General features: G+C 62.8%; 12 protein-coding genes. 5 read left to right on the top strand and 7 right to left on the bottom strand.

The features are described from left to right. Nucleotides 1–27 precede the first annotated feature (27 nt). Nucleotides 28–300, bottom strand: a complete 273-nt coding sequence (locus K3165_RS11060; protein ID WP_221548921.1) for a hypothetical protein — start codon at nucleotides 298–300, stop codon at nucleotides 28–30. A 111-nt stretch (nucleotides 301–411) separates the two neighbouring features. Between K3165_RS11060 and argJ the strand changes: the two genes are divergently transcribed. From argJ to K3165_RS11040, 4 genes are all read left to right on the top strand, one after another. Further along, nucleotides 412–1,638, top strand: coding sequence for a bifunctional glutamate N-acetyltransferase/amino-acid acetyltransferase ArgJ (gene argJ / locus K3165_RS11055; protein WP_221548920.1), 1,227 nt, complete (start codon nucleotides 412–414; stop codon nucleotides 1,636–1,638). A gap of 29 nt (nucleotides 1,639–1,667) precedes the next feature. Further along, nucleotides 1,668–2,432 (top strand): inositol monophosphatase family protein, encoded by a 765-nt coding sequence (locus K3165_RS11050; protein WP_221549033.1) that lies wholly within the window; start codon nucleotides 1,668–1,670, stop codon nucleotides 2,430–2,432. 99 nt (nucleotides 2,433–2,531) lie between these two features. Beyond that, nucleotides 2,532–4,718, top strand: a complete 2,187-nt coding sequence (locus tag K3165_RS11045; protein ID WP_221548919.1) for an RNA degradosome polyphosphate kinase — start codon at nucleotides 2,532–2,534, stop codon at nucleotides 4,716–4,718. Beyond that, complete coding sequence (locus K3165_RS11040) at nucleotides 4,715–6,247, top strand: Ppx/GppA phosphatase family protein (protein WP_345720997.1); 1,533 nt, start codon at nucleotides 4,715–4,717, stop codon at nucleotides 6,245–6,247. The genes K3165_RS11045 and K3165_RS11040 overlap by 4 nt, the downstream gene beginning before the upstream one ends. Before the next feature lie 9 nt (nucleotides 6,248–6,256). Here K3165_RS11040 and K3165_RS11035 read toward each other — a convergent pair whose 3' ends face one another. From K3165_RS11035 to K3165_RS11015, 5 genes are all read right to left on the bottom strand, one after another. Beyond that, on the bottom strand, nucleotides 6,257–6,685 hold the full coding sequence (locus K3165_RS11035) for a DUF805 domain-containing protein (protein ID WP_221548918.1): 429 nt from the start codon (nucleotides 6,683–6,685) through the stop codon (nucleotides 6,257–6,259). A gap of 10 nt (nucleotides 6,686–6,695) precedes the next feature. Then, entirely contained in the window at nucleotides 6,696–7,094 is a 399-nt protein-coding gene (gene apaG, locus K3165_RS11030) for a Co2+/Mg2+ efflux protein ApaG (RefSeq protein WP_221548917.1), read from the bottom strand. An 87-nt stretch (nucleotides 7,095–7,181) separates the two neighbouring features. Next, nucleotides 7,182–9,128, bottom strand: a complete 1,947-nt coding sequence (locus K3165_RS14195; RefSeq protein WP_221548916.1) for an alpha/beta hydrolase family protein — start codon at nucleotides 9,126–9,128, stop codon at nucleotides 7,182–7,184. 396 nt (nucleotides 9,129–9,524) lie between these two features. Then, nucleotides 9,525–10,136, bottom strand: a complete 612-nt coding sequence (locus tag K3165_RS11020; RefSeq protein ID WP_221548915.1) for a 2-hydroxychromene-2-carboxylate isomerase — start codon at nucleotides 10,134–10,136, stop codon at nucleotides 9,525–9,527. Next, nucleotides 10,120–10,974, bottom strand: coding sequence for a hypothetical protein (locus K3165_RS11015; RefSeq protein ID WP_221548914.1), 855 nt, complete (start codon nucleotides 10,972–10,974; stop codon nucleotides 10,120–10,122). Before K3165_RS11015 ends, K3165_RS11020 begins: the two co-directional genes overlap by 17 nt. Nucleotides 10,975–11,083: 109 nt before the next feature. Here K3165_RS11015 and K3165_RS11010 point away from each other — a divergent pair, with 109 nt between their 5' ends. Further along, a complete protein-coding gene (locus K3165_RS11010; RefSeq protein WP_247714069.1) occupies nucleotides 11,084–11,407 on the top strand; it encodes an excalibur calcium-binding domain-containing protein in 324 nt (107 codons plus the stop codon). Here the strand turns inward: K3165_RS11010 and K3165_RS11005 are convergent. Beyond that, nucleotides 11,404–12,609 (bottom strand): trans-sulfuration enzyme family protein, encoded by a 1,206-nt coding sequence (locus K3165_RS11005; protein WP_221548913.1) that lies wholly within the window; start codon nucleotides 12,607–12,609, stop codon nucleotides 11,404–11,406. The two genes, K3165_RS11010 and K3165_RS11005, sit on opposite strands and share 4 nt — an antisense overlap. Nucleotides 12,610–12,633 lie beyond the last annotated feature (24 nt).

Here is a 12,633-nt window from a genome sequence, read left to right as displayed (position 1 = left end):
CATGAAACGGGGACTGGGAATGTCAGTCTATTCGTAGGCGCGATCGGCGCCGAACTGGACCGTGGGAAGGTAGATTACGACCGGCTCCTGCTTCTTGCAGGGGGTCACCTTTTCGCCGCGAAGCTTCTGCTTTCGCTGCTTTTCTTCGCACGGGCACTTGGCTTCGCGGGCATCGCTCGCGCCTGCCGCGGCCTGTTCGACACCAACGCCGATTTCACCGCCCAGCGCAGCATGCGCAGGCACGCCCGCGGCAGCAAGGCCGGTCAGGAGTGCAAGGAGGGCGAGCAATTGACGTCGCATGATCGGGCATCGAGATAGCGCACAATGCTTAAGGTTTAAAGTCAGGCCGACCATTTTTCCTGTGCTTCGCCACGCTTGCGGCGAGCCCATGCGCGTTCTAGCTGCAAGCACATGGACCTCGAACGCTCCCCCCTCGCCCGACCGTTCCCGCAAATGCCCGCCATCGACGGCGCAGTGCTTCGCGTCGCGCGCGCCCGCTACAAGAACTGGGACAGGGCCGACCTGACCTTCGCCGAACTGACCGAGGGCACCAGCGTCGCAGGCGTATTCACCAAGTCGGCCTGCGCCTCGAGCGAGGTCGAACTGGGCCGCGAACAGGTGAAACAGGGGACGGCCCGCGCACTCATCGTGAACGCCGGTAATTCGAACGCCTTCACGGGCGTCCGCGGTCGCGAGGCGGTCGAGCAGATCCTGGCGCAGGTATCCGACGCACTTGGATGCCGCGCGGAGGAAGTTTTCGTCTCCTCGACCGGCGTGATCGGTGTCCCCCTGCCCAAGGACAAGGCCCGCGCCGGGATCGCCGCCGTACTGGAAACGCAGCCCTGCGACTGGGAAGAAGCGGCGTCTGCCATCGGGACGACCGATACCTTCACCAAGGGTGCGGGTGCCTCTGCCATGATCGGGGACACGCGGGTCGAACTCGCCGGAATAATCAAGGGCAGCGGCATGATCGCGCCCGATATGGCGACCATGCTCGGCTACATCTTCACCGACGCGAACGTCGAACCCGCTTTCCTGCAGGAGATGCTGTCGAAAGCGAACGACGCGACCTATTCCTGCATCACGGTCGATGGAGACACTTCGACCAGCGATACGGTCCTCACCTTCGCCACTGGCAAGGCCGGAAACGCCGCCCTCTCTTCGTGGGAGGATACGGGGGCGGATGCTTTCTACGCGGCACTCCTGTCCGTCTGCCGCGAACTCGCCCAGCTGGTGGTTCGCGATGGCGAAGGCGCGCAGAAGTTCATCGAGATCGCGGTGAGCGGGGCCGCAGACGATGCGAGCGCCCGCCGCGTCGGTCTTTCCATCGCGAATTCGCCGTTGGTGAAGACGGCGATTGCGGGCGGCGATGCCAACTGGGGCCGCGTGGTCATGGCTGTAGGCAAGGCCGGCGAACCTGCCGACCGCGACAGGCTCTCGATCGGCTTCGGCGGCACCTGGGCAGCCAGGGACGGACAGCCGCTCGCCGATTATGACGAGGCACCGGTCGCCAAGCACCTCGAGGGGCAGGACATCAGGATCGACGTCGATCTCGGCATGGGTAACGGCAGGGCGGTCGTGTGGACCTGCGATCTCACGCACGGCTACATTTCGATCAACGCGGATTACCGTTCGTGAGCGCAATCGACGCCGAGATCCTGGGGCTGATGCAGCATGTCACCGAAAAGGCGATCATGCCGCGCTTCCGCAACCTTTCCGAGGGAGAGGTCGAGGACAAGGGCGGCAACGACCCGGTCACCATTGCCGACAAGGAATCCGAGGCGCTGCTGCGCGAAGGCCTTGCGGCTATCGATGCGACCATCGGTTTCGTCGGTGAAGAGGTGGCCCATGCCGACCCGACGGTGCTCGATAGTCTCGGCGATGCCTGCTGGATCGTCGATCCTGTCGACGGTACGCGCAACTTCGCGCATGGCAAGCCGCCGTTCGGCGTCATCATCGCCCGCGCGGAAGGCGGTCTCGCCCAGTCGGGCTGGCTCTACGATTGCCTTTCCGGCCGGTTTTGCGCCGCCCACCGGGGGAAAGGCGCATTCGTAGACGGCGAGCGGGTAACCTCGCGAGCTACCGGCAAAACGCCGCCGGTCGCGGCAATCTCGCTGATCTTCATGGAAGAGGAGCGGCGGCAGGCCACCCGTCGCCATATCTCGCCCAATTACGAACTGGTCGACATTCCCTTCTGCGCGGCCGAGCAATATCCGCGCCTCGGCCTCGGCCAGAACGACGTGTCGATCTTTGAGCGCACACTGGCGTGGGATCATGCGGCAGGTGCGCTGTGGCTGGAAGAAGCGGGCGGTAAGGTCGCCCGCCCCGACGGCTCTCCTTACCGTGTCGACGAATGGGACCGGAAGGGCCTGCTCGGCGCATCGACCCCGAAGCTTTGGGAGGAATTGTCCAAGCTGTACGCCAAGTTGTGACGCAATTCTGACAACGCACCGAGGCCGGTAGCAGACGGAAACTCTTTCCAATAGCGACTTCGCGCCCTACCTTGAGTTCGACGTAAAAAAGGCTGGCCCGTGACCTTAGGCAATGCGCCCGATACTGGCAGTGATACCGCCAGCGATGAAATCGCTGCGGAAGCTCCCGCCGCTCCCGAAGCGGCGGAGGATCGCTACGTCAATCGCGAGCTTAGCTGGCTGAGCTTCAACCGCCGCGTCCTCGCCGAGAGCGAGAACACAGATTACCCCCTGCTCGAACGGCTGCGGTTCCTCTCGATTTCGGGAAGCAACCTCGACGAGTTCACGATGGTCCGCATCGCCGGCCTCGAAGGGCAGGTGCAACGCGGCATCGAAACGCCGGGGATCGACGGACGTTCACCCCGCCAACAGCTGGACGCCATCCGCGAACAGGTTCTTGCCCTGGAAGACCGGCAGCAAGACAGCCTCGACATCCTGCGCGGGCTGCTGCGCGAAGAAGACATCTTCATCGCCCTGCCCGACGAGCTTGAAGAGACCCAGCAGGAATGGCTGCACGATTATTTTGCGACCGACATCCAGCCGCTGATCACGCCGCAGGTGATCGACCCTTCACATCCCTTTCCCTTCGTCGCCAATGGCGGGATGGGCGTGCTGTTCCGCCTCAAGCGCGGCAAGCGCAGGGGTGAACTGGTCGAGATGGTCCTGATCCCGGGCAACGTCCCGCGTTTCGTGCGCGTGCCCGGCGACAAGGCCATCTATGTCGCGATCGAGCAGCTGGTCACGCGCTTTGCCGACCGCATCTTCCCGGGTTTCAAGATCCTTGGCGACGGCATTTTCCGCGTCCTTCGCGACAGCGACATCGAGGTCGAAGACGAGGCCGAAGATCTCGTGCGCTTTTTCCGCACCGCGATCCAGCGGCGCCGCCGCGGGCGTGCCGTCCTACTCGAACTCGATGACGAATGCGACGCTTCTGCAGAAACGCTGCTGCGCGAACAATTCGATGTCGACGCTGCGATGATCGTCAAGACGGGCGGAATGCTGGGCCTGCGCGATCTTGATACGATCTGCAACGAGCCGCGCCCCGATCTCAAATTCCCGCCCTTTTCGCCGCGCTATCCCGAACGCGTCCTCGCCCACGATGGCGATGTGTTCACCGCGATTCGCGAGAAGGACATGGTGATCCACCACCCCTACGAAAGCTTCGAAGTGGTGGTCGACTTCCTGCATCAGGCTGCGATCGATCCCCATGTCGTCTCGATCAAGCAGACACTCTATCGCGCTGGCGACCAGTCACCGGTCATCGCGGAACTCGTTGAAGCGGCTCAGAACGGCAAGGCCGTGACGGCGGTCGTGGAATTGAAAGCGCGCTTCGACGAAGAGCGCAACATCCGCTGGGCGAACGAGCTGGAACGAGCCGGTGTCCAGGTGATCTACGGCTTCACCGAGTGGAAGACCCACGCGAAAGTCAGCCTCGTCGTGCGCCGCGAAGAGGACGGCTATCGCACCTATTGCCACTTCGGGACGGGCAATTACCACCCGATCAACGCCAAGATCTATACCGACCTCAGCTACTTCACGGCGGACCAGGCGCTGGGCCGCGACGCGGCGAAGATGTTCAACTTCATCACGGGCTATATCGAGCCCGAGAAGCTCGAAAAGATCGCCATCTCCCCGCTCGGAATGCGCGACATGCTGAACGATCTGATCGACGTAGAGATCGCGAACGCCAAGGAAGGCAAGCCGGCGGGCATCTGGGTGAAACTCAATGCGATCACCAACCAGGCGATCATCGACAAGCTCTACGAGGCAAGCCAGGCGGGCGTGGAAATCCGCATGGTAGTGCGCGGTATCTGTTCGCTTCGCGCAGGCATTCCGGGACTGTCGGAGAATATCAGCGTCAAATCGATCATCGGCCGCTTCCTCGAACACGCGCGCATGTGGGCCTTCGCCAATGGCAAGGAATTGCCGAGCCGGCAGGCAAAGGTCTTCCTGACCAGTGCCGATGCCATGAGCCGCAATCTCGATCGCCGGGTGGAAGTGATGGTCCCGATTTCCAACAAGACCGTGCACGACCAGTTGCTCGGGCAGGTGATGCTGGCCAACATCCTCGATGTCGAACAGAGCTGGCGGCTCGATCCCGACGGCCAGTACCGCCGGATGAGCGATGGTTCGGATGGCTTCAATTGCCACGAGTATTTCATGTCCAACCCCTCGCTGTCAGGCCGCGGTTCGGCATTGAAAACGCAGGAGGTCCCGCGCCTCAGCCTGTACGGAACCGGTAAGTGAGCGGCCGGAAGGTGCGCTCCTCGCGCTGGCAACGGCGACTGATCCACCCTCCCCGCGCCGTCGTCGACATCGGCTCGAACACCGTGCGCCTCGTCATGTACGAAGGTACCGGCCGCGCTCCCGAGGTGGTGTGGAACGAGAAAGTCGCCGCCCGCCTCGGCCGTGACCTGTCCGAGACCGGTCGCATTCCTGAAGAAGCCGAACGCGAGGCGCTGGAGGCGCTTGGTCGCTATCGCCTCCTGATCGAGGACCGGGGTATCGAGGACGTCCAGACCGTGGCAACGGCCGCGGCACGCGATGCCGAGAATGGCGCCGAATTTCTCGCCAAGGTTGCGGCGCTCGGATTGGAGCCGTGCCTGCTCTCGGGTGAGGAAGAAGCCTGTGCCTCCGCATTCGGCGCGATTGGCGCATTCCCCGGCATGAGCGGCATGGTGGCCGACCTTGGCGGCGGCAGCCTCGAACTGGTCGCGATCGGCGACGGCGAATGCAAGGATGCGGTCAGCCTCCAGTTCGGCACCTTGCGCCTGCCGGCGCTGCGCGCAAACCGGCCCGATTTTGCCGAAACGGTGCACGAAGCGGTATCGAACGTCGGCTGGGCCAAGTCGCACAAGGGACCGCTGTTCATGATCGGCGGCACGTGGCGAGCACTCGCCTATTACGCGATGGCCGAAGCCGACTATCCGCTGACCGATCCGCACGGCTACTCGATCTCGGTGGAAGTAGCGCTCGACCTTGCCGCAAGGCTGATCGATGCCAAGCCGGCAAAGCTGATGGAGATATCGGGTATCAGCGAGATGCGGGCGCATTACCTGCCAGATGCAGCTGCATTACTCGGCCCGATGCTCGCCGAATTAGAACCCGAGTGCCTGATCTTTTCCAGCTGGGGCATCCGCGAGGGCCTGCTCTATTCGCGCCTCACAGACCTGCAGCAGCGGCAGGATCCCCTGCTCTCGGGCGTCCATGCCTTTTGCGAGCCGCGCGACGCGCCGGTGACCGATGCGACCCGTGTGGCAGGCTGGACGGTCGACCTCGCGAATGGCGGCGGCAAGCGCAACGAGCGGCTGCGCCTTGCGGCGGCACAACTGGCGGCAGGCCTGCAGAGGGTCGAACCGAACCTGCGGGTAAACCACGCAACCGAATGGGCACTGGACAAGCGCTGGATCGATTGCAGCGCGCGCGACCGCGCCATGATCTGCGCCGCGCTTTTCGGCAGTCTGGGCCGCACCGCCCTGCCCGCAAAGCTGCGCAAGCTCGCCAGCGACGACGATTTGCGTGAGGGCGTGACCTGGGGCCTCGGTTTCCGTCTGGCCCGCAGGCTCGGAGCAGGCTCGCGCGTAGCGCTGAGCAACAGCAAGCTGAGGCTCAAGAAGAACTCGCTGGTGCTCTACATCGATGAAAGTCGCGCGGCGCTGGCAGTCTGGCCGCTCACGAGCGAGCTGGAAATGCTGGCCGATTGGCTGGGCAAGGAACCCAAGGTGAAGGTCGGCGAATACCTGTTTGAGGAAGAGCCCGAAGAGACCGGCACTTAAGGCGAAAGATTACTCGCCCGCGCGTTCCTGCTCCGGACGCTTCCAGTTAATTCCGTCTGGTGGCCGAGGGCCCCACTCGTTTGCGTCTTTCTCTCCCGGCACGAGGCCAAGCCAGACAAGCAGAACGAGGAAGGCAAGGTTGAGCAGACCGAGGGGGACGAGCGCCTGCTCCAGTCCCTTGGCAACGATCAGAAACACTCCGAGAATCGAGTGGACGACGGCGCCAGCAAGGGCATATTTGGCCGAGATCCCGATATCGTGCAGGCGCGTACCCGCAAGAATTGCAAAAACCACCACGATCGCCCCGGAGCCGTTACTTTCTCCGATGATATCAAAATAGATCAGTGCCGCCAGCAAGGCGATGATACCAAGCAGGTTGGCCCAATAGGTCGGACGGTTGATGCGGTAGCCGATCACCCGGTCGAGCAGGTTTTTCACCGCGAGGGCCTTATTCCGCCGTTGCCGGTGCTGCGAGCGGGAAGAAGGGAATGCGCACTTCGAATGGTGTGCCGTCTTCGCGGTGGAAGGTGTAGAACCCTTCCATCGAGCCATGCGGTGTGTCGAGCGGACAGCCCGAAACGTAGTCATGGCTTTCACCCGGAGAGAGGACCGGCTGCTCGCCAACCACGCCGTCGCCATCGACATGGGCCACCATCCCTGCACCATCGGTGATCCGCCAATGGCGGGTCATCAGCTGCACGCGCTCGTGCGAGGCGTTCTCGATGCGGATGTGATAGACCCAGAACCACTTGCCCGCCTCGGGCTGGGATTGCTCGGGCAGGAAATTCACCGACACGCGGACGGTAATGCCATCGGTCATGGCTGAGTGCTGGAATAATTCCTTCATGACCACTTCAACCTAGGCACTTGTCGCGGAGGAGCAAGGGCCAGACCCGCCTCACCCCCAAGAATTCACTGCTATGCGACGAAGCGTTCAGTCGGGCGGATTGTGCTCTTTCAGGAAAGCCAGCAGCCCTTCGAGCAGGCGCACTTCCTCGCTGCCGTCGGACAGGTAGTGGTTGTCGGTCAGTTCCAGCATCTCGATGTCCTTGCCAGCCGCGTCGGCCGCTTCGGCCAGCTGCTCGTACTGGTCGAAGGGAACGCGCAAGTCGCGTGTGCCGTGCGCGACGAACAGTGGCCGCTTGAGCCGGTCGATCTGGTCGGCAACCGAAATGCTGGCGAGGTCGAACTTGTCGTCACCCGTGATCCGCGGCGTCCAGACGTCCTTGTACCAGCGCTTCCTCACGCGTCCGCGGGCAAGGTACTGGCTGTCGTAGGCGAGCAGGTCTTCCCAATCGACTACGCCTGCAAAACTGGCTCCGCAGCGATAGCGCTCCGGGTTGCGCAGTGTGCCCCACATGGCCGCATATCCGCCGTAGCTCGCACCAAACAGGCAGACACGGTCCGGGTCTGCGAAACCCTGCGCGACCGCCCAGTCATACGCGTCGTCGATATCGTCCTGCATCGCACGACCGATCTGACCGTCGCCCAGCCGCTCGAATGCCTCTCCGTACCCTCCCGAACCCCGGTAATTCGGCCGCAGGACGGCATAGCCGCGATTGGCGAGCAACTGCGTCCAGTCGTCGTAGACCATGGTGTCGCGCACACCGTAAGGCCCGCCGTGCGGCATGATGATCATGGGCAGCCGCTCGCGCCCACGACCGCGCGGCAGGGTCAGGAAGGCCCGCATGCGGGTCCCGTCACGCGCGACAATTTCGTGAGCCTCGGTTTTCGAGAGCAGCTTCTCGTCCACATGCGGGCGCAGATTCGCAAAAAGTTCGAGGTTCATGCGCGAGGGCGTGAACACGTAGAGCGCGCCCGGGTCCGCATCGCCCGCCTGGCGCACGAGCATCCGCTTCATTCCCGCCCGGTCGATAACGCGCACCCGGCTACCCGGCAGGGCAGCATCGAGCTGCGACTGGACACTTGCCATTTCCTTGTCGAGCCACACTGTCCTTGGCTCGTCATCGGTATAGCTGACGCCGATCGGCCCTTCGCCCTTGCGGAAAATCGCTTGGTCGATCCCCCAGCGCGGGTTTTCATAGACGATCGGACCGAGCTTGCCGGTCGAATAGTCGATTTCGCGCAGGACTTTCCGGCCTTCGGGTGCATCGACCATCGCATACCCCGTGTCGCGCCCGGCATAGATGCCCATGACGTCCCAGGCATCGAGCGCCTCGTCATCGCCGCCCTTCACCTTGGTCACGCGCCTGAATTTGTCGTCCGGTCCCGAGCGGTAGTAGATCTTGATGTCGGCTTTCGACGTCCAGCTCATTCCGAGGCGGACAACGCCCGCGTCGTCGGCGAACCACTCGTAGACATCCTTCTCCGGCTTCTGGACGAGGACGGCGGACGATGCGCCGCTGCCATCTAGCGGGAAGCGCCAGACTGCTGGCGGGACACCGCCCCTCTCGCTCAGCGAGAGGATCACGTATTCGCCGTTCGGGTCGGTGTGGAGCACGTCGTCTCCCTCCCAGCCCTGTTCCTCGAAGCCGATGAAGTGCAGCTGACGGGTAGGAATATCGAAGGCGTGCAGCCGCGATTCTCCATAGCGGAAGCTCGACAACTTCATCCGGTTGGAAATCAGGATTCGGTCGTCACCCGCCCAGTCGAACCAGTTGAAACCGTCACGCGGGCCGAGGTCGATCGCGAGCAGCGGTTCGAGCGTATCGGAATCGTGGACAGCCAGGACCCTCTTGCCACCCTCGACCACGACGAACGCGAAGCGGGTGCCGTTTTGTGAAAGCTTGGCCGAATTGAGCTGGTTGCCGCCAGCAAATGCCGCGACAGGAATTTCAGCCGGGCGCTCGGCTCGCTCTTCCTGCGCGTATAGCGGCGTATGAAACGCGAGGGCGCAAGCTACAAAATGGATAAAACGCACGACGACCCCTCGAAATCCGAAGTCCCGATAGTATTGATCGGGGAAGCAATCTCAAGGGCGCAAGCGATTAGTTTCAATAGTTTGCAGCTGCTTCGCCAGAACCGCGTAATTGCTTAATGCCGATTCACCCTTTTCGGCAGCATGCGGTTAGGCCCGATTGCTTAGAACCGTGAAAGGGACGCGCGAATCCGCCATCGGGATACGGCAGATTCGCAAGGGACAAACCACCATGCGCCGCGATCGGCGCGAGCCGGATGAGGAGGGAAAACATGCTGTTTCATTTCATCCGCAACCTGCGCCGCGACTGCAGCGGTTACGGCCTTATCGAGATGGCGCTGCTGGCGCCGCAACTGACGATACTCGCCTACTACGCATTCGACCTTTGAGCAGGTTGTATCAGGGCTTTCCGCCCGTCAGGTAATCTTCGAGCTGGCCCAGCCGCTCCTTGCCGAACCACATCTCGTCGCCAACGAAGAATGTCGGGATCCCGAATGCACCGCGTTCGACGGCTTTCTCCGTATTTTCGGCCAGCTTCTGTTTCACCGCAGCATCCTGCGTCGCTGAAAGCAGCCTGTCGGCATCGAAGCCGCCACTTTCGAGCACCTCGCGCACCGCATCCACATCGCCGCAATCGATGTTCCGCTCCCACACGGCGGGCTGGAACAGGTCGACCAGCGCCTGCATCTCGTCCTGGTCCTTCGCCGCCACGAGGATGCGCTGCAGCAGGATCGAATTGAACGGCAGGTCCGGATGCATGCTGAACCGGTCCATTGCGTGCCGGTCGAGGAAGCGGCGGAATTCCAGCGCCGCATAGGGCACTTTCCCCTTCACATCCGCATCACGCATCATCGGCGGCGAATTGCCCGTCATCTTGTGCATCCCGCCAAGGAATACCGGAGTGACGACCAGTTTCGCGCCGGTCCGCCCGGCAATTTCCTTCAGCGGATACCAGGCAAGGTATCCGTTGGGTGCCGCCAGATCGAGGATGAATTCAAGCGTTTGGCTCATCTTGTGTCGCTTCCTCCGGTACGTCCTGCTCGGGTATCTCGAACATCGAGCGGTCGATCGGAGGGCACCCCAGCGTGTCCGCCGCGACCACGAGCATGGTGAACTGCGGGTCTTCATCCCACTCAACCGTCTCGGATTGCAAGCGCGCGGCGTAATTTTCGAGATAATCGATCTCGCGATCGCTCAGCTCTTCGCCATAGGTCTGGCCAGTGTAATTGCACTGCGCCTGCTGGCTGCGCATGAATTCCTGCGCATCGAAGGCGAAGCCGGCCACCTGCGTCGCCGCATTCACTTCCGCATCGCTGGGCGAGATCGGCCAGAGCAGGATGTCCTTGATGAACCCGCCGCGACGCGATCTTGTCGAAGCCCAGTCATCGTGGCGAAGCGTCTTCTCCAGCGCTTCGGCGCGCGCGACCACGCCCGCACGGCTTTCGAACGGGTCGGACAGGTCGACATCGTTGTAGAACTTCACACCGAAATAGGCGGCGACCGCAATCACGCCGAGTGCGATCGGCGTGTAGCGCACGACCTTGCGCCAGGTCGGGTTCTTCTGGCTCTCCTGCTCGATGCGAGCGACGAGTTCGTCTCGCACGATATAGGCGGGGCCTGCCCAGCCCGGATTTTCCTCGGCAAGCGTATCGAGGTCACTGACGATATTCGCCTTGATCTGTTCGGGATCGTCACCGGTCGCCAGCGCGTCGTAGACAAAGCGGTTTCGGACGCTCGCGAAATTCGCCTGCACCTGCTGGCTGGCCTTCAGGTCATCCCCATCGAGATAGCCCGAATACTGTTCCATCTCGCCCGCTGCATCGAGCAGCGCGTCGTAATTGTAATGCATGGTGTTGCGACCCCCAAAAATTCAGTCCGGTTCGAAACTACCCCGAATAACCATCGGAGCAATGCTTCCGAATACTTCCCCACAGTACAGTCGCTGGTAGGATAGCTTCATGAAGAAAGCCTTCCTCCCCTTGCCGATGCTGGCTCTTGGGCTGGCGATCCCTCTCTCCGCCCATCCGAGTGAGGAAGGCGCCGAGCGTTGCCATATGCACAAGGAAACCGGCGCGCTTCATTGCCCGAAACGCAAAGAAGCCGACGCACCGGCCCCGCAGACCCGTCCCATGCGCTCGCGCGAGGTTTATTATCGTGGTTGCCGGGAAGCCCGCGCGGCCGGCGTCACGCCGATCCGGCGCGGGGAGCCCGGATACCGCGAGGGCCTCGATGGCGACAACGATGGCTGGGCGTGCGAGCGATATATTCGCCCGCGACGCTAGAGACCGGCAGCCTTCAACGCCCGGTCGAGGTCTTCCTTCACATCCTCGACGTCTTCCAGCCCGACGTTGATCCGCAGCAGCCCCTCGGTCACGCCCATGGCTGCGCGATCTTCGGCGGTCATACCTGCATGCGTGGTGCTGGCAGGGTGGCACATCAGGCTGCGCGCATCGCCGATATTGTTCGAAATATCGACCAGCTGAAGCGCATCGAGGATAGCGAACGCGCGCTCGCGGCTCTCCACATCGAAGGCGAAGATCGGGCCGGTCGCGCTCATCTGTTCGAGTGCGAGCGCGTGGCGAGGGTGGCTCTCAAGTCCGGGGTGCAGCATGCGGGGCACGCGGCTTTCGATGGCTTGGCCGAGCTCGACCGCATTCTCGCTCTGCTTGTGCGCCCGAAGGCTAAGCGTTTCGAGACCCTTCAGGACGACCCATGCATTGAAGGGTGCGATATTGGGCCCGGTGTTGCGCTGGAACGGCAGGAGGACCTCGTCGATCCACTCCTGCGAGCCGCATACGGCACCGGCGAGCACCCTGCCCTGTCCGTCCATCAGCTTGGTCGCGGAATAGGCGACGACATCCGCACCGAAATCCATCGGGCGCTGGAGCACACTGGTGGCAAAGGCATTGTCGACAACAGTGGTAATGCCATGCGCCTTCGCCAAGCCGCAGACATGCGCGAGATCGACGACATCGAGCGTCGGATTTGCCGGTGTCTCGAAGAAGAAGACTTTCGTATTGGGCCTGATCGCTGCTTCCCACGCATCGTTGTCGGCGCTGTCGACGACGGTCGTCTCGATCCCGAAGCGCGGAAGCAGGTGGTCGAGCAGCCAGCGGCATGACCCGAAGGCCGCACGCGCACCGACGACATGATCGCCTGCCGAAAGCTGGCAGAGCAGCGCTGTCGTCATCGCCGCCATCCCGCTCGCCTGTGCGCGGCAGGCCTCTGCGCCTTCCATCAGGGCAATGCGCTCTTCCAGCATCGCAACGGTCGGGTTCTGGAGGCGCGAATAGGTCATCCCCTCCGCATCGCCTGCGAAACGGTCGGCGACGGTCTGCGCGTCGTCGTAGGTATAGCCCGAGGTGAGGAACAATGCCTCGCTCGTCTCGCCATGTTCGCTGCGCCAGGTTCCGCCGCGCACAGCCTGCGTGGCAGGGCGCCAGTTGGAGGTGATCGAGCGATCGGTGCCGGTGGTCTTCTTCATGCGCCGACCGATAGCATGCGCGCA

The organism is Qipengyuania xiamenensis (assembly GCF_019711495.1).
In the GTDB taxonomy this organism is placed as follows: domain Bacteria; phylum Pseudomonadota; class Alphaproteobacteria; order Sphingomonadales; family Sphingomonadaceae; genus Qipengyuania; species Qipengyuania xiamenensis.
This window is presented reverse-complemented; position numbering and strand designations above follow the sequence as displayed.

Excerpts from the sequence above, each read along its gene's own strand:
- K3165_RS11060 (WP_221548921.1), bottom strand. The coding sequence starts at position 300 with ATGCGACGTCAATTGCTCGCCCTCCTTGCACTCCTGACCGGCCTTGCT.
- argJ (WP_221548920.1), top strand. The coding sequence starts at position 412 with ATGGACCTCGAACGCTCCCCCCTCGCCCGACCGTTCCCGCAAATGCCC.
- K3165_RS11050 (WP_221549033.1), top strand. The coding sequence starts at position 1,668 with ATGCAGCATGTCACCGAAAAGGCGATCATGCCGCGCTTCCGCAACCTT.
- apaG (WP_221548917.1), bottom strand. The coding sequence starts at position 7,094 with ATGAAGGAATTATTCCAGCACTCAGCCATGACCGATGGCATTACCGTC.
- K3165_RS11020 (WP_221548915.1), bottom strand. The coding sequence starts at position 10,136 with ATGAGCCAAACGCTTGAATTCATCCTCGATCTGGCGGCACCCAACGGA.
- K3165_RS11015 (WP_221548914.1), bottom strand. The coding sequence starts at position 10,974 with ATGCATTACAATTACGACGCGCTGCTCGATGCAGCGGGCGAGATGGAA.
- K3165_RS11010 (WP_247714069.1), top strand. The coding sequence starts at position 11,084 with ATGAAGAAAGCCTTCCTCCCCTTGCCGATGCTGGCTCTTGGGCTGGCG.
- K3165_RS11005 (WP_221548913.1), bottom strand. The coding sequence starts at position 12,609 with ATGAAGAAGACCACCGGCACCGATCGCTCGATCACCTCCAACTGGCGC.